This is a genomic window from Burkholderia sp. AU15512 (genome assembly GCF_002223325.1).
GTDB lineage: Bacteria > Pseudomonadota > Gammaproteobacteria > Burkholderiales > Burkholderiaceae > Burkholderia.
The window spans coordinates 800,533-815,952 of record NZ_NKEX01000006.1; the positions used below are offsets into that span (position 1 = coordinate 800,533).

A 15,420-nucleotide genomic window follows, 5' to 3' on the forward strand; every position below is an offset into this window, starting at 1 on the left:
AGATGATCGCTGGTTGATGGGTTATAGATCTGTGCAAAAAATTATTTTTCGCCAAAGAAATTCTATCAACTGAAAGGTTGGTTGCGATTTTTCATCGATTCGAACCAGTTTATATTCGAAAAGTTCGTCAATGAATTAATAAAGATTAAGTTGTTTTTGATTGGGTTGAGTTATCTAATTGGCAGGTAAGTTATTGAATGGACGGTGCGCCCGAAGTTGGTCGTGCCCGCATGTCTGGACAACCAGTCGCCGAAGGAGCTTCCAACGTGAAAATGCCTGTTGTCGATTCGTCCGTTATCGATCGCCGCGCCACGATTGCGGAAGACTTGCGAGAGATCGTTGGAGAAGAATGGGTGCTCGATAGCGAGGCGGAGCGACGCCCGTACGAGTGCGATGGTCTGACCGCATATACGGCATTGCCGTTACTTGTAGTTCTCCCCGACACGACGGAGCAGGTTAGCCGAATACTCACGTACTGCCACGCCGCGCGCATCAAGGTTGTGCCGCGAGGATCGGGTACGTCGCTGTCTGGCGGCGCGTTGCCGCTTGAGGATGGCATCTTGCTCGGCACAGCCCGCATGAACCGTATCGTCGATATCGACGCCGCAAATCGTGTCGCGCGTGTTCAGCCTGGTGTGCAGAACATCCGGGTGACCGAGGCGGTTCGTTCGCTTGGCCTCTGCTACATGCCGGACCCATCCAGTCAGGCAATTTCGACGATCGGGGGAAACGTCGCCGAGAACTCAGGAGGAGTGCATTGCCTGAAATATGGTGTCACGTCGAATCACGTTACCGGAATGGAAATCGTGTTGATGACGGGCGAAATACTCAGGCTGGGCGGTGCGTTTGTTGGTGGCGCGGACGGCGAGTTCGACCTCTGTGGTGCATTGATCGGCTCCGAAGGTCTGTTGGCCGTCGTGACTGAAATCGCGGTGCGGCTGACGCCTGAACCACCGCTAGCGCGCGTCGTGTCGCTGGGTTTCGTCGATGTCGCCCACGCGAGCCGGTGTGTCGGCGACATCATTGGGAGCGGCATTGTGCCGGCCGGACTCGAATTCGTCGACCGCAGGGTGATCGGAGCGGTGGCGTCGTTGCTCGGTGAGATGCCGTCCCCCGGTGTCGAGGCGTTGTTGCTGTGCGAACTGGATGGCACCGAAAGCGAGGTGGATGCGCTGGTCGAGCAGGTGGAGCGCATCGCCCGCAACGCTGGTGCTGTCGACCTGAAGGTCAGCCGGACAGAAGCTGAACGCGAACGTCTGTGGCGTGCCCGCAAGCTTGCATTCGGTGCGATGGGAAAGATCGCGCGGGATGTCTACGTAACGGACGGAACGATTCCCCGTCGCCGTCTCGCGGAGATATTGAATCGGATTGAGGCGTTGTCGAAACGGCATGGGCTCGAGTACGCGAACTGCTTTCACGCGGGCGATGGCAACTTGCATCCGATGGTGTTGTTCGATGCTGCCATTCCAGGTGATCTCGAGAAGGCAGAAGCATTCGGCGCGGACATTCTTCGAGCCTGCGTCGATCTCGGTGGTGTGCTGAGCGGTGAACATGGCATTGGTGTCGAGAAGCGTGATTTGCTGCATTACCAATTCGACCCGAACGACATTGCGCAGCAGCAACGGCTCAAGTGTGCATTCGATCCGAATGAGTTGCTCAACCCTGGCAAGGTGTTCCCGACAGCTTGCCGTTGCGTCGAATTGGGCCGCACCCGTATGCGTGACGGCAACGTGCGCTTTGCCGATGTTCCCCGCTTCTAGGATATGCAAATGATACCGACCGACAATCCCCTAACACTAGATCGAATCTGCCCGCGTGATGCGGAAGATCTGGTCGACATCGTCGTAGACGCGGATACTCATGGCCGCTCCTTCGAGATCGTCGGAGGTGGGACAAAACGCGGATTCGGCGAGCCGATCAGCGCCGACGCGCTGCTGGATTTGTCTGCAGTTTCCGGGATCGACTTCTACGAACCCGAGGAACTTGTGATCAAAGTGCGGGCTGGCACGCCTATCGAGGTGGTACACGAGACTCTGGCCGCACACCGGCAACAGCTCGCGTTCGAGCCCCCGGATTACGGCGCGTTGTTTGGGGAGCAGGCGGGACGCAGCACGATTGGCGGTATTGTCGCCACCAATCTTTCCGGACCGCGCCGGGTATCTTCGGGTGGGGTGCGCGACGCGGTGCTTGGCGTGGAGGGCGTGAACGGTCGAGGGGAGGCGTTCAAGGCGGGCGGGCGCACCGTCAAGAATGTGACCGGCTACGATTTGCCTCGGTTGATGGCCGGCTCGTTCGGAACGCTGGCTGTGCTGACGACTGTCACCTTGAAACTGCAGCCGGCATGGTTGGACGAGATCACTTTGCTGATCGACGGGCTCGACGACGGGGCGGCGATCGAACTGTTGACCGATGCGCTGCAGTTGCCTTTCGACGTTAGTGCCGCAGCTCATATCGGCGGCGCGCGTCGTGAGGCCCAGACCACGGCTTTAAGGCTGGAAGGTTTCGGTGTGTCGTTAGCGGCGCGTGCGAAGGCGCTCGTGAAGCACCTGGGGCGATCCTTCACAATTCAATCGATAGGCACCGACGCGAGTCGTGAATTTTGGCGTGCGTTGCGCAATCTGCAGGAGTTCGCTGACGACCCGAACACATGCATATGGCGACTCATGCTACCTGGCACACAAGCCGCGAGAATCGTCGAATCAATGGGGGGTGACGCGATCTACGATTGGGGCGGTAGCCTTGTGTTCCTGCGAACCGGCGAGGCAGATGCTGCGGTCCAAGCGGAGGCGCTCAGGCGCGCTGCTGATGCAGTAGGCGGACGTGCCTGTTTGTTGCGAGCGCCTGCGACGCTGCGGCGTACGGTCGGCGCGTTTCATCGTCATCCCGCAGCGCTGCGTGTGCTCGGTGAACGGGTGCGCGGAATCTTCGATCCGAACCGAGTGCTTAATCCAGGCCGGCTCGTACCCTTCGCTGCGGGAGTGGCGTGACATGAGAACCCGCATTCCCGACACTGCACTGATCGACCCTGATATCGCACTGTCGAACGACATCATCCGTAGTTGCGTACATTGCGGTACTTGCCTTTCGCACTGCCCAACCTATCAAGTTCGCCACGACGAGAACGACAGCCCGCGCGGGCGCATTGTCTTGATGAGGAACATGTACGAGTCGGGCGGTGCACCGGACCCGAAGACAGTCGAGCACCTCGATCGCTGCCTTACTTGTCTCGCGTGCGAGGCGATCTGTCCGTCCGACGTACAGTATTCGAAGTTGATCGCACATGGCCGCGAATACGTTGAGAACCATTATCGTCGGCCGCTCGTGCAGCGTGCGATCCGTCGCGCACTGGCCGCACTGATTCCGAGGCGCGGAATGTTTCGTGCCGCACTGGCTGTCGGTCGGCTGTTCTGGCCGCTGCGGTCGGTGTTCGGCGGCGCGCCGCGTGCGATGTTGGAGACGATCCCTCGCAAGCCGCTTCCGAAGGCAAGCCCAGTCGACCGACCGCAGGTGTTTCCCGCGCAAGGGCCGCGGCGTGCGCGCGTGAGCTTGCTGAATGGTTGTGTGCAAACTGTTCTGGATCCTGCCATCAACGAAGCGACGATCAGGCTGTTGCAGCGGCATGGTGTCGAAGTCGTTATCGCGCGTGGGGCTGGGTGCTGTGGGGCACCGGCCGAGCACATGGGACATGAAGCGCAGGCACTGCAGCTGGCAAAGTCGAATATCGATGCGTGGCTGCGTGAGGCCGACGGGCCGGAGGGGCTCGACGCCATCATCGTCAACACGTCTGGATGCGGTACCTCGCTCAAGGCTTACGGTCATGCATTGCGGCTCGATCCTGCGTGGAAGGATAAGGCCGCGCGCATCAGTGCACTTGCCAGGGACATTTCGGAGTTCATGACGCAGCTGGGACTTCGGATGCCGGTGATCGTGCCTGGGTTGCGAGTTGTCTATCACGCCGCGTGCTCGATGCAACACGGCCAGCGGATAGTGCATCAGCCGATCGACTTGCTGAATGCCGCAGGGTTCGACGTCGTCCAACCGTCGGACAACTTCATGTGCTGCGGGTCGGCCGGTGTATACAACCTGCTGCAACCCGAGATCGCGGACGAGTTGAAGCAGCGCAAGGTCGCGGCGATCGCGGCAACGGGCGCCACAATTGCAGCGAGCGGCAACATCGGTTGCATGACCCAGCTCGCTAGCGCGGTCAGCATGCCGTTCGTGCATACAGTGCAGTTGCTCGACTGGGCGACTGGCGGGCCGTTGCCCGGCGCATTGCAAGACGTGATCAAGTCGCGGGGCTCGTGCCACGCCGAATAATGATATCCCGACATGTCGGGAATGCGGGGGCATACCGTCGGCTGCGCCAGTGATATGCCCGGACAGGATGTTGACGAGGTCACCGACATCTTTTCAGATGTCGAACAAGGAGCAAGCTATGCGATTTGCAGCGTATGAAATGAATGGCTTTCGTGGTTTGGCCGTCGAACGAAATGGAGAATGGTTTGGCTCATCGGCCGAGGAGTCGGACGCTCCCGGGGATCTGGACACGATGCTGGCTCAGGGTGCCGATCTTGTCGAAGTGGCTGATCGCCTTGCGCGCGGAGCGCGAATCGATCTCGACTCGGTGCGTCTGCTGCCGCCATTCACGCATCCCAACAAGATCTTGTGCGTGGGTTTGAACTACCTTGACCATTCGAACGAAACAGGTTTTGCGAAGCAGACATATCCGACCGTATTCGCCCGGTTTACGTCGAGCCTGATCGGACACGGCGAACCAATAGCGCTGCCGGCGCAGTCCACTCAACTTGACTACGAGGGCGAGCTGGCAGCAGTGATCGGGAAAGGCGGGCGCGGAATTTCGCGTGAGCGGGCACTCGATCACGTTGCCGGATATTCAATCTTCAACGATGCGACACTGCGTGACTATCAGTTTCGTACGCCGCAGTGGACGATGGGCAAGAACTTCGATGGAACAGGAGCATTCGGGCCTTGGTTCGTTACTGCGGACGAATTGCCGGCAGGCTGTGATGGACTACGTATCCAGACACGCCTGAACGGGGAAGTCGTCCAGGACGCGTCGACGTCCGACATGATATTTGATGTCGCGACGCTGGTCGCATTGTTGAGCGACGTGATGACACTGCAACCCGGCGACGTGATCGTCACCGGGACACCGGCCGGGATCGGGATGGCGCGCGATCCTCAGCTCTGGATGAAGTCTGGTGACGTATGCGAAGTCGAAATTGAACGGCTTGGCGTGTTGCGAAACCCGGTTGCGTCGGCTGGCGATGAACGAACGGAGCCTTCGCGGTATCTGACCGTCGCACCTCGATGACCAGCCGCTCCCGGGGCGAGAGCGGGTTCCTGAAGCGCACGGCGGTGGAGTAGAACATTTGGAGAGCGGCGATGATGCTCTTGCCGAGAAATGCCGAAGCGACGCCGCGTCGGACGACAACATCAACTTGACAACCCAAGATGTCGGTCGTCATGGTTGCCGTGCCGAAGTGCCAGGCCCGCTGCCGGGGGGGCGTCGCGACGGGAGCGGCAAGCTACTCGCAGACGAACTGGTTCAGGTCGTCGTCCGCCGTCCCGTACTCCTCGCGCACCTTGTCCTCGTGCCCGAGCATGATGATTTCCCTGTGGCGTGAGCGGTCGCGCGCACAGGTTTCATTTCCCGCGCGATCTGCCGGCGCGGTGACCCGTACGCAGGATCGTCACGCGTGCGCTCGCGCCGGATCGGCGCCCGTGCGAAAGCGGCGACCTTCCCCGGTCAACGCACCGGCTCGGCCGTGGCCAGCAGGCTGCGCAGGAACACCATGATCATGTGCCCGATCGGCACCTCGGACAGGATCGACTGCTGCAGCGACAGGCCCTGCGAGAGCCCCATGAACGCAACGGCCAGGACGGCCGGCGGTTCGGGCGGCACCTTCTTCAGCCGCGCGAAAATCTGTTCGATGCAATAGGCGAGGCCATCGCGGTGGGCGTCCAGCAACGCCTGCGACGCGATGGCGAAAGCGGGGTTGCGCCGCCCCTGAAGCTTGAATTCGACACCCAGCACCGACCACTCGGGCTCGGCATCGACGGTCCGCGACCAGACATCCAGCGCATTCAGGATGTCCTCCCCGGACGCCGCGGGGTCGCTCAGCACCCGGGCGATGTCGGCCACTTGCGTCTGCGAGCGCTCCCGCATCAGCTCGACGAACAATGCCTCCTTGCTCGCGAAATTCGAATAGAACGCGCCTTGCGTATAGCCGGCCTCGGCCGCGATATCCCTGAGCGACGTGCCGCCGAACCCGCGGTCGACGAACAGCCGCTTCGCCGCGGCGAGCAAATGAGCGCGGGTCTGTTGTCGGCTTTCTTCGCGGCTCAGCCGCGGGGGAGGGGGAACCATGTTCATGGCCGGCAGGATATCAGTTGATATTTGAGATGGATACCATTACGATCGCATTTCAGATATCACTCGATATTTGAAATGCCGGGCGCGATTGTGTCGCCGAACGTCTGCAGCGGGGGCCCCGGGCGGGCGATCGGGTCGACGCGGGGGCGCGCACGGTGTGCCGGTGCGTGGCGGCGTGTCGCTGTTCTCTTGTCGCGTGCTTCGATGCGCCGGCGCGAGCTGCTTGCCGATCGAGTGAATGTGGCCGTCACGGGACGTCGTGAAACAGTCGGTTAGTCATGCGAATCATGCCGGTTCGCATGCAGATGCGGATGCGGGGCAGGAAGCAGAAGATGAACGCGAGCAAGACCTATGCACAGCTCGTCGTCGAGCTGGCCGAACTGGACGAGGAAATCGAGCGCGCACGCGCGCGCGAACGCATCGATGCGATCGCGGAGGTTCACTCGCTCATGGATACCTATGCGATCAAGCATCGCGACCTGGTCGGCCGCAACGGCAGCCGGGGTTCGTACGTCGTGAAAGCGCTGCCGGCGCGCTATCGCGATCCGGTGAGCGGAAAGGAGTGGAGCGGGCGCGGCAATGCGCCGCTCTGGATCAGGGGCAAGGATCGTCGTCAGTTCGTCGTCGTCAAGCCGCCGTCCGCCGGCAAGAAAAGCAGGCGCAGCTGACCGCGGGCGTCGGGCTACGGCGACAGCGGCTTCGCCGATGCCTGACCGGGCGGCGTGAGCACCACGCGCAGCGTCGCGCCTGCCGGAGACGGCGCCACGTACGCATGCGGCCGAGGCGACTAGAAGAGCGCGTTCACACCGGCGCGCAATCGCGTCGGCTCGCCATGCTCGACGTGCAACTCGCGTTCGCCCGACAGCACGTGATGTCGTCCGCAATCATGGCGCGGGTGACGTCTCGCGATGCGGGCCGGACTGGATCGGGCGTCGCGTGCGTTTCGTTCAGCCCCGGCCGACGAACGGCATCGCGGTCGCCATGATCGTCATGTTCAGGATGTTCGTGTCGAGCGGCAGGTTCGCCATCTGGACGATCGCGTTCGCGACATGCGTGACGTCCATGCGCGCCTCGGGCGCGAGGCTGCCGTCGGCCTGCGGGACGCCTTGCGTCATGCGGTCCGTGAGCGACGTCGCTGCGTTGCCGATGTCGATCTGGCTGCACGCGATGTTGTACCGGCGGCCGTCGAGCGCCAGCGACTTGGTGATCCCGGTCACCGCATGCTTGGTGGCCGTGTACGCGATCGTGTCGGGGCGCGGCGCATGGGCCGAGATCGAGCCGTTGTTGATGATCCGGCCGCCCTGCGGCGTTTGCGCTTTCATCAGGCGCCACGCGGCCCGCGCACACAGGAAGACGCCGGTCAGGTTGGTCGCGACGACGCTGTTCCACACGTCGAATTCGTATTCGTCGAGGGATACCGGCGGCGCGTTGCGGCCGGCATTGTTGAACAGCACGTCGAGCCGGCCGAACTGCTGCGCGATCCGGGCGAACGCGTGGTCGACCGATGCTTCGTCGGTGACGTCCGCAGGAAACACGTGCGCGTCGCCGCCGGCGGTGCGGATTGCGTCCTGCGTGTCGCGCAACGATGCCTCGGTGCGTCCGAGCAGCGCGACGGTGTAACCGGCCTGGGCGAGCGCGATGGCCGCCGCGCGACCGATGCCGGAGCCGGCGCCGGTGACGGCTGCGAATTTCTTCGAGACAGACATGGCTTGATTTCCTGCGGGTTGAAAGAGGGGCGACGTGGCCGACGACCGGAATCGTCGCCACTTCGGCAATGTAGTCGAAATGCGCGGCGCACATGCTCAAGCGACATCGTCAGGCACGCTCGACAACGTGATGACCTCGGCTACTTCTTGCGGCCAGGTATGGCCTTCCGCGCCCGCGGGCCTGACTCCGCGAACAGATCGACCACCACGTCGCGCAGCCACTTGTTCCCTTCGTCCTGATTGACCCGCGTATGCCAGAGCATGTGAATCGGCGCGCCCGGCACCGTGACGGGCAACGCGCGCCAGCTCAGCGAAAACGGTGCGGCAAGCCGCTGCGCGAGATGCTCGGGCACCGTCGCGATCAGGTCGGTGCGCTGCAGGATGTAGCCGACGCTCATGAAGTGCGGCACCGTGAGCCGCACCTGGCGCGCCACGCGGCGGCGCTTCAGCCATTCGTCCACCTGCCCGTGACCGGTGCCGGCCGACACCACGACCAGATGTTCGGCATTGCGCCACGCGTCGACCGTCAGCGGCGCGTCCTCGAGCGGATGGCCGCGCCGGAACAGGCACACATAGCGCTGATCGAACAGCCGGCGCTGATAGAAGCCGCCCTTGAGCTGGGGCAGCAGGCCGATCGCGAGATCGACGCGGCCGTCGGCCATTTCGTCGCCGAGGTTGACGCTCGTGTCGCGCACGGTATTGAGCGCGATGCCCGGCGCCGCTTGCGACAGGTGTTCGAGCAGCGCGGGCAGGAACACGACTTCGCCGATGTCGGTCATGCCGATCGTCAGCGTGCGCGTGGCGCGCTGCGGATCGAAACCGGTCTCGGGGTTGAGCGCGGCGTGCAGCGTCGCGAGCGCGTGCGACACAGGTTCCGCGAGGCGCAGCGCGAACGGCGTGGGCACCACGCCACCGGGCCCGCGCACGAACAGCGGATCGCCGAGCCGGCGGCGCAGCTTCGCGAGCGCATTGCTCACGCCCGGCTGGCTCATGTTCATCTGCTCGGCGACGCTCGACACGCGCCGTTCCTGCATCAGCCGCTGGAAAAGCAGCAGCAGGTTGAGGTCGATATCGCTCAGTTCCATGGGTTGGGCCTCGCCGGGTTCATTGCATCCAGTGATGAAGCAGATTCCGGTCATTTTATTGCGGGATGAAAGTCCGCTCCCGAGAATACCGATACGGTCCATGCATTCGACATGACCGCTGCGCACGCCGCAGACCCCACATCGGAACATCGGAGACACCTTCATCATGCAGACGAACCTGAAGATTGCGATCGTCGGCGCCGGGATCGGCGGCCTGACGCTCGCGCTTGCCCTGCGCGAGCACGGCATCGACGCGCAGCTCTACGAACAGACGGAGGTGTTGCGCGAAGTCGGCGCGGCCGTCGCGTTGTCGGCCAATGCGACGCGCTTCTACGAACGGATGGGATTGCGGGCGGCCTTCGATGCGGTGTGCGCGGACATCCCGGGGCTCGTCTATCGCGACGGCCGCAGCGGCGCGGTGATCGGCCATCATCGCGGCGACCCCGACTATCGCCGGCAATTCGGCGGCGCGTACTGGGGCGTGCATCGCGCGGATCTTCAGGCCGTGCTGTCGCAGGCGGTCGGCCTCGACGCCATCCATCTCGGCCATCGGCTGACCGATCTCGCGCAGCATCCCGATCGCGTCACGCTGTCGTTCGACAACGGGGTGCGCGTCGACGCCGATCTCGTGATCGGCGCGGACGGCGCGCGCTCGATCACGCGGCGCTGGATGCTCGGCTACGACGATGCGCTGTATTCGGGGTGTTCGGGGTTTCGCGGCGTGGTGCCGGCCGCGCGGCTGAACCTGTTGCCCGATCCCGAGACGCTGCAGTACTGGATCGGGCCGCACGGGCACCTGCTGCACTATCCGATCGGCGACGACGGCGACCAGAATTTCCTGCTGGTCGAGCGCCATCCGTCACCGTGGCCGTCACGCGACTGGGTGATGCCGTCGGAAGAGGGCGAGCAACTGCGCGTGTTCAGGGACTGGCATCCGGCGGTGGTGCAGATGATCACCGCCGTGCCGATCAGCCAGCGCTGGGGGCTGTTCCACCGGCCGCCGCTCGGCCGCTGGAGCCGCGGGCGCGTGACGCTGATCGGCGACGCCGCGCATGCGCTGGTGCCGCATCACGGGCAGGGCGCGAACCAGTCGATCGAGGATGCGGTGGTGCTGGCCGCGCAACTGGCGCAGGCCGGGCCGGGCAACTGGCGCGAAGCACAGGAAGCGTATGAACGGCTGCGTCGCGGCCGCACGCGCAAGGTGCAGTACGCGTCGATCTCCGTGGCCGATGTGTTGCACCTGCCCGACGGGCCGGCCGCGCAGGCGCGCAATGCGCGTCTGGCCGAGCGCGACAGCGTGCTGCATCACCTGGACTGGATTCACGGTTTCGACGCGCTGGCGGGGGAGCCGAGCGAGCGGCAGGGCGGCACTTGGCTTTGAGTCTGCCAATCTGGAGCAGGGGTGCGGCGGCCAGCGCCACGCGTGCGCCCTCAGGCGCGACCGGCTCGCCGGGATTGCATGCGCCGGGCATGACATGGGTCGACGGCCGTCGGCCCGCCGGTCACCGGCCAGCCTGACGAAAACGGGCGGGGCAACGCCCGCCCGCCGTCACTTCACGCATTCGAGCGCGTACTTCAACCCCTGGCCGAGCAGGCCGCGCCATACATCCCACGTATGCCCGCCGTCGACGATGCGCAACTCGGCCGGGTTCTGCGCACGGCGCAGCTGCGTGTACAGCACGCTCGATTCGGCCTGGATGGTCAGGTCGTCGTCGCCGGCCGCGATGAACATCGGGATCCGCCAGCTGCGCGCGAAATAGCCGCGCATCAGCGCCGGGTAGTTGAGCTCGTGCCACACGCGCGGGTCGAACTGCCGTTCGCCGAACACGCCGACGTAGCGCGCGGCGGAATTGAGCGGCGGCTCGTTCGCGTAGATCGCGGGGCTCAGCAGCATCGCGCCGCAGAACAGCCCGGGTTCGAGCAGCGAGAAGCGCAGCGCGCCGAAGCCGCCCATCGACACGCCGCCGATCGCGCGGCCCGCGCGCTGGTTCGACACCGCGAAGTGCGCTTCGACCTCGGGCAGCAGGTCGTTGAGGAACGCGCTCTGCATCTTTTCCTTGCGGTCGACGTACCAGTCGGTGCCGCCCTGCGGCATCACGATCACGACCGGCGGGATCTCGCGGCGCTCGATCAGCGTGTCGGCGGTGGCCTGCAGCCGGCCCTGCGTGACCCAGTCGTTCGCGTTGCCGGCGTTGCCGTGCAGCAGGTACATCACCGGGTAGCGCGCGCCTTCCGGGTTGTAGCCGGGCGGCAGGTAGACCGTGTACGACCAGTCGCGCTTCAGCGACGCCGACCGGAACGTGCGCAGCACGACGCTGCTGCCCGGATTGAGCGCGCTCTCCTGGGCGGCCGACGGGGTCGTCGCGGTCTGGACGGCCGGCGGCGGCGGCGCGGGCGCTGCCACCGGCGCGGGCGGCGTGGCGCGGGCGGTGGCGATGGAGCCGGCGATCAGGGCGGGGGCGAACGCAAGGGCGAGTCGGCGCATGTCGAATCGTTTCAGAAGAGGCGCCGGCTATCGTAGCAGCGGCGCATGACGGCGCGGCGCGTCATCGCCGCGAACGGAACGGCAGCCGCGCGACGAGCGGCCCGTAGAGTTTGGCGACGAGATACAGCAGGCCCATTGCCACGACGTCGGCGATCAGGCCGAGCTTCACGTCGAGATAGCCTTCGGTCGCCTGGTAGAGCACCGAATCGACCGCGAGCGAGATGGCGGTGCCCGCGACGAAGCACAGCAGCCCCTGCCGGCCGATCGTGCCGATCCACGGCATCGCGTGCGCAACCTTCTTCATCCAGCCGAGGTGGACCAGCTTGGCCGCGAGCCACGCGATCGCGAGGAAGTTCGCGAGCCGCAGCGCGCCGAGATTCTGCTTGATCGACGGATCGGTCGGGAACGGCTCGATGCGCAGCCGGTAGTACGCGCCGGCCGCGACGATCGCGAGCGCCGCGGCCGTCAGCAGCCAGCCCTGCGGCTTCGGCGCGAGCGTCTGGTAGACGGGCTGGCAGCGCGCGATCACGCCGAGCACGAACAGGAACTGCCATGCGAACGGATTGAAGTCCCACGGCGCGCCTTCCACGGTCGGCAAAAAGCGCGCGACGTGCGGCGCGGCGACCCACAGCGACCCGCTGAACGCGAGCAGCAGCCACGGCTGCGTGCGCGCGAGCGGCAGCGTGAGCGGCACGAGCAGCGCGAAGAACGCGTACATCGGCAGCACCGACGCGAGGTACGGCTGGCGGCGGAACAGCAGGATGTCGCGCAGCGCGGCGAGCGGCTTGTGGAGCAGGCCGTCGAGATCGTTGGTCGGCATGTTCGGGCCGTCGATCGCGAACGCGTTCAGCGCGGCCGTGATCAGCAGCATCAGGCCGGCCGTCACGAGGAACGCACGGTAGATCTCGAACGCGCGCCTGATGAAGCGCTGGCGCGCGGCAGCCTCGTCGTGCCGTTCGGCGAGCGAGTTGTACGCGATCGCGGTGGCGAAGCCGCCGAGGAACACGAAGACCTCGGCCGCGTCGCACAGCGCGTAAGCGTGCAGCGTCACGCGCGACAGGATGCTGCCGCCGATGTGGTCGACGACGATGACGAGCAGCACGAGACCGCGGAAGAAATCGAGCTCGGCGTAGCGGCCGGCCCGGGCCGGTGCGGTCATCGGACCGCCTCCCGGCGCGGGCCGCGGGCGCGGCCGGCACGCGCCGCGCATGAATCGGGGGGAAGCATGACTTCGTGAAGAAATGACGAACGGATGCGCATTGTGCCACCGATGCGGTGCATATCGGGTTTACGCGAATGGTCGGCCGTCGTGCTGCTGCCGATAAGCCGGGTCAGGCAGCCCACGCAACGGGGCAGTTGGACGAGCGCAACGGTTTGCGCAGGGTTCATCTACCCCGATGGACGGACGGTTTCCGACGTGACACCATTTTGACCTCACGCGGCCGCACACCGCGTCGTCCGCCCTGCGGGCCACACCTATAACAGACCAAACATTCGCCGGGCGCTCGACCATGCCCGGCCACCCGGCTCCGGAGAACCGTCATGAAGAAGCACATCTTTTTTACCGCCGCGCTGGCCGCTTTCGCCGCGCCGGTCTTCGCCCAGAACAGCGTGACGCTGTACGGTGTGATCGATGAAGGCTTCAATTACACGAACAACGTGAACGTCAATGGGGTCGGAAAAACGAATTACCAGCTCGCGAGCGGCTATGCGCAGGGCAGCCGCTGGGGCCTGAAGGGCAGCGAGGATCTCGGCGGCGGGCTGAAGGCGATCTTCACGCTGGAAAACGGTTTTGACGTGAACAACGGCCGGCTCGGCCAGGGCGGCCGCATGTTCGGCCGACAGGCGTTCGTCGGGCTGAGCGCGCCGCGCTTCGGCACGCTGACCCTCGGCCGTCAGTACGATTCCGTCGTCGACTATCTCGCGCCGCTCACCGCCAACGGCAACTGGGGCGGCACGCTGTTCTCGCACCCGTTCGACAACGACAACACGGACAACTCGTTCCGCGTCAACAACACGGTCAAGTATGCGAGCGCCGACTGGAACGGCCTGACGTTCGGCGGCACGTACAGCTTCAGCAACAGCACCGGCTTCTCGAACAACCGTCAATACAGCCTCGGCGCGCAGTATTCGCTGGCCGGGCTGCAGGTTGCGGCTGCGTACCTGCAGGCGAACAACCCGGGCATCGGCAGCGCGGGCGCGATTTCGGCCGACGATGCGAACTTCGTCGCCGACCGCCTGCGGATCTTCGGCGGCGGCGTCAATTACACGTTCGGCCCGGCCACGGTCGGCTTCGTCTACACGAAGACGGACGTGAAGAACCCGGTGTCGACCGTCTACCTGCCGGCGTCGACGTTCGCCGGTCTCGGGCTGACCGCGACGAAGTTCCAGAACTTCGAGATCAACGGCAAGTACCAGCTCACGCCCGATTTCTATCTCGGCGCGCAATACGTGTACACGGACGGCAAGTACGATGCCGCGGCCGGGACGTTCAAGCCGAAATACCACACGGTCGGCCTGATGGCCGACTACAGCCTGTCGAAGCGCACCGACGTGTACCTGCAGGGCGCGTGGCAGAAGGTGGGCGGCGACAAGACCGGCACGGCGGCCGACGGCGGCTACGTGGTCGGCACGGACGGCCCGTCGGCGTCGTCGAACCAGTTCGCGGTGCGCGCCGCGATCCGCCACAAGTTCTGATCGGGGGGCGGGGAGTGCCGAGGCCGAGCGCCTCGGCGCCCGCTGCCGTCAGTCTGCCCGGGGGTTGCCCCCGAGCGTATCCGCGAGCCAGTCGACGAAGATCCGCACGCGCGGCGCGAGATGCCGGCCGGTCGGAAACACCACCGACACGGGCAGCGGCGTGGCATTCCATTCCGGCAGCACCTCGACCAGCGAGCCGTCGGCGAGCAGCGGCCCGAGCCCTTCGCGCGGCGCCTGGATCAGCCCGAGGCCCGCCAGACAGCACGCGAGATACGCCTGCGAGCTGTTGACCGACACGACGCTGCGCATCTTGACCGCGTGCAGCTGGCCCGAATCCATATCCGCATATTCCCAGTCCAGCTCGCGGCCCGTGCGGCTCGAGAAATAGCCGACCGCGACGTGGTCCGGCAGCTCGTCCGGCGAGCGCGGCGTGCCGTGCCGCTCGAGATACGCGGGCGCCGCGCAGTTGATCTGCGCCAGTTCGCCGATGCGCCGTGCGACGAGCGACGTATCGGACATCGCGCCGACCCGCACCGCGCAGTCGATGCCGTCGGCGACGAGGTCGACGAAGCGGTCGGTCGTGCCGATCACGACGCGCAGGTCGGGGTAGCGCGCGTGGAAACCCGGCAGCGCCGGAATCACCTGGTTCAGCGCGAAGCGTTCGGGCAGGTCGACGCGGATCGCGCCACGCGGCGTCGTGCCGGCGTCCTCGAACAGCGTTTCCGCATCGTCCAGATCGGCCAGCAGCCGCATGCAGCGCTCGTAATAGGTCGCGCCTTCGGCCGTCAGCGCGACGCGCCGCGTCGTGCGCTGCAGCAGGCGGACCTTCAGGTGCTTTTCCAGATACTGGACGGCGTTGCTGACCGTCGGGCGCGGCAGTTGCAACTGCTCGGCCGCTTTCGTGAAGCTGCCGAGATGGGCGACGCGCGCGAAGATGCGCATTGCTTGCAGATGATCCATGCGGGGCGGGTGCGTGGGTGGAGGGAGCAGGCTCCATTGTTAATCAGCGTCGAATGGTTTGGTTGAGTGTTTCGCGTTTATCGCGCGCCG

General features: G+C 65.0%; 13 protein-coding genes. 7 read left to right on the forward strand and 6 right to left on the reverse strand.

All coding sequences use genetic code 11. The features are described from left to right. The first annotated feature begins 272 nt into the window (after positions 1-272). From CFB43_RS22965 to CFB43_RS22980, 4 genes are all read left to right on the forward strand, one after another. Complete coding sequence (locus tag CFB43_RS22965) at positions 273-1,760, forward strand: FAD-linked oxidase C-terminal domain-containing protein (protein ID WP_179254938.1); 1,488 nt, start codon at positions 273-275, stop codon at positions 1,758-1,760. A 9-nt stretch (positions 1,761-1,769) separates the two neighbouring features. After that, positions 1,770-2,987 carry an FAD-binding protein gene (locus CFB43_RS22970; protein ID WP_179254886.1) on the forward strand — a complete coding sequence of 406 codons (1,218 nt, stop codon included), beginning with the start codon at positions 1,770-1,772 and terminating at the stop codon, positions 2,985-2,987. A gap of 1 nt (position 2,988) precedes the next feature. Next, a complete protein-coding gene (gene glcF / locus CFB43_RS22975; protein ID WP_089496694.1) occupies positions 2,989-4,317 on the forward strand; it encodes a glycolate oxidase subunit GlcF in 1,329 nt (442 codons plus the stop codon). Between the two features lie 118 nt (positions 4,318-4,435). Continuing rightward, positions 4,436-5,335 carry a fumarylacetoacetate hydrolase family protein gene (locus tag CFB43_RS22980; RefSeq protein WP_089496695.1) on the forward strand — a complete coding sequence of 300 codons (900 nt, stop codon included), beginning with the start codon at positions 4,436-4,438 and terminating at the stop codon, positions 5,333-5,335. Positions 5,336-5,770: 435 nt separating this feature from the next. On the opposite strand, the gene CFB43_RS22985 is transcribed toward CFB43_RS22980, so the two are convergent. Beyond that, positions 5,771-6,397, reverse strand: coding sequence for a TetR/AcrR family transcriptional regulator (locus CFB43_RS22985; protein WP_089496696.1), 627 nt, complete (start codon positions 6,395-6,397; stop codon positions 5,771-5,773). Positions 6,398-6,729: 332 nt separating this feature from the next. Here CFB43_RS22985 and CFB43_RS22990 point away from each other — a divergent pair, with 332 nt between their 5' ends. Next, on the forward strand, positions 6,730-7,065 hold the full coding sequence (locus tag CFB43_RS22990) for an H-NS histone family protein (RefSeq protein WP_089496697.1): 336 nt from the start codon (positions 6,730-6,732) through the stop codon (positions 7,063-7,065). A gap of 279 nt (positions 7,066-7,344) precedes the next feature. Here CFB43_RS22990 and CFB43_RS22995 read toward each other — a convergent pair whose 3' ends face one another. Together CFB43_RS22995 and CFB43_RS23000 are read right to left on the reverse strand one after the other, a co-directional pair. Then, complete coding sequence (locus CFB43_RS22995; RefSeq protein ID WP_089496698.1) at positions 7,345-8,103, reverse strand: SDR family oxidoreductase; 759 nt, start codon at positions 8,101-8,103, stop codon at positions 7,345-7,347. 140 nt (positions 8,104-8,243) lie between these two features. Then, positions 8,244-9,188, reverse strand: a complete 945-nt coding sequence (locus CFB43_RS23000) for a LysR family transcriptional regulator (RefSeq protein ID WP_089496699.1) — start codon at positions 9,186-9,188, stop codon at positions 8,244-8,246. A gap of 166 nt (positions 9,189-9,354) precedes the next feature. On the opposite strand from CFB43_RS23000, the gene CFB43_RS23005 reads away from it, so the two are divergent. Next, entirely contained in the window at positions 9,355-10,569 is a 1,215-nt protein-coding gene (locus CFB43_RS23005; RefSeq protein ID WP_089496700.1) for an FAD-dependent monooxygenase, read from the forward strand. Between the two features lie 168 nt (positions 10,570-10,737). Here CFB43_RS23005 and CFB43_RS23010 read toward each other — a convergent pair whose 3' ends face one another. Together CFB43_RS23010 and CFB43_RS23015 are read right to left on the reverse strand one after the other, a co-directional pair. Then, on the reverse strand, positions 10,738-11,673 hold the full coding sequence (locus CFB43_RS23010; RefSeq protein WP_089496701.1) for an alpha/beta hydrolase: 936 nt from the start codon (positions 11,671-11,673) through the stop codon (positions 10,738-10,740). 61 nt (positions 11,674-11,734) lie between these two features. After that, positions 11,735-12,832 carry an OpgC domain-containing protein gene (locus tag CFB43_RS23015; RefSeq protein ID WP_089498106.1) on the reverse strand — a complete coding sequence of 366 codons (1,098 nt, stop codon included), beginning with the start codon at positions 12,830-12,832 and terminating at the stop codon, positions 11,735-11,737. A gap of 383 nt (positions 12,833-13,215) precedes the next feature. Here CFB43_RS23015 and CFB43_RS23020 point away from each other — a divergent pair, with 383 nt between their 5' ends. Next, positions 13,216-14,370, forward strand: a complete 1,155-nt coding sequence (locus CFB43_RS23020) for a porin (RefSeq protein WP_089496702.1) — start codon at positions 13,216-13,218, stop codon at positions 14,368-14,370. Positions 14,371-14,418: 48 nt separating this feature from the next. Here the strand turns inward: CFB43_RS23020 and CFB43_RS23025 are convergent, their stop codons facing one another. Continuing rightward, entirely contained in the window at positions 14,419-15,330 is a 912-nt protein-coding gene (locus CFB43_RS23025; RefSeq protein ID WP_089496703.1) for a LysR family transcriptional regulator, read from the reverse strand. Positions 15,331-15,420 lie beyond the last annotated feature (90 nt).

Bases quoted from the DNA above. Each gene is read 5' to 3' on its own strand.
- CFB43_RS22985 (WP_089496696.1), bottom strand. From the start codon at position 6,397: ATGAACATGGTTCCCCCTCCCCCGCGGCTGAGCCGCGAAGAAAGCCGA.
- CFB43_RS22965 (WP_179254938.1), top strand. From the start codon at position 273: ATGCCTGTTGTCGATTCGTCCGTTATCGATCGCCGCGCCACGATTGCG.
- CFB43_RS23015 (WP_089498106.1), bottom strand. From the start codon at position 12,832: ATGACCGCACCGGCCCGGGCCGGCCGCTACGCCGAGCTCGATTTCTTC.
- CFB43_RS23010 (WP_089496701.1), bottom strand. From the start codon at position 11,673: ATGCGCCGACTCGCCCTTGCGTTCGCCCCCGCCCTGATCGCCGGCTCC.
- CFB43_RS23020 (WP_089496702.1), top strand. From the start codon at position 13,216: ATGAAGAAGCACATCTTTTTTACCGCCGCGCTGGCCGCTTTCGCCGCG.
- CFB43_RS23005 (WP_089496700.1), top strand. From the start codon at position 9,355: ATGCAGACGAACCTGAAGATTGCGATCGTCGGCGCCGGGATCGGCGGC.
- CFB43_RS23025 (WP_089496703.1), bottom strand. From the start codon at position 15,330: ATGGATCATCTGCAAGCAATGCGCATCTTCGCGCGCGTCGCCCATCTC.
- CFB43_RS23000 (WP_089496699.1), bottom strand. From the start codon at position 9,188: ATGGAACTGAGCGATATCGACCTCAACCTGCTGCTGCTTTTCCAGCGG.
- CFB43_RS22980 (WP_089496695.1), top strand. From the start codon at position 4,436: ATGCGATTTGCAGCGTATGAAATGAATGGCTTTCGTGGTTTGGCCGTC.
- CFB43_RS22995 (WP_089496698.1), bottom strand. From the start codon at position 8,103: ATGTCTGTCTCGAAGAAATTCGCAGCCGTCACCGGCGCCGGCTCCGGC.
- glcF (WP_089496694.1), top strand. From the start codon at position 2,989: ATGAGAACCCGCATTCCCGACACTGCACTGATCGACCCTGATATCGCA.
- CFB43_RS22990 (WP_089496697.1), top strand. From the start codon at position 6,730: ATGAACGCGAGCAAGACCTATGCACAGCTCGTCGTCGAGCTGGCCGAA.
- CFB43_RS22970 (WP_179254886.1), top strand. From the start codon at position 1,770: ATGATACCGACCGACAATCCCCTAACACTAGATCGAATCTGCCCGCGT.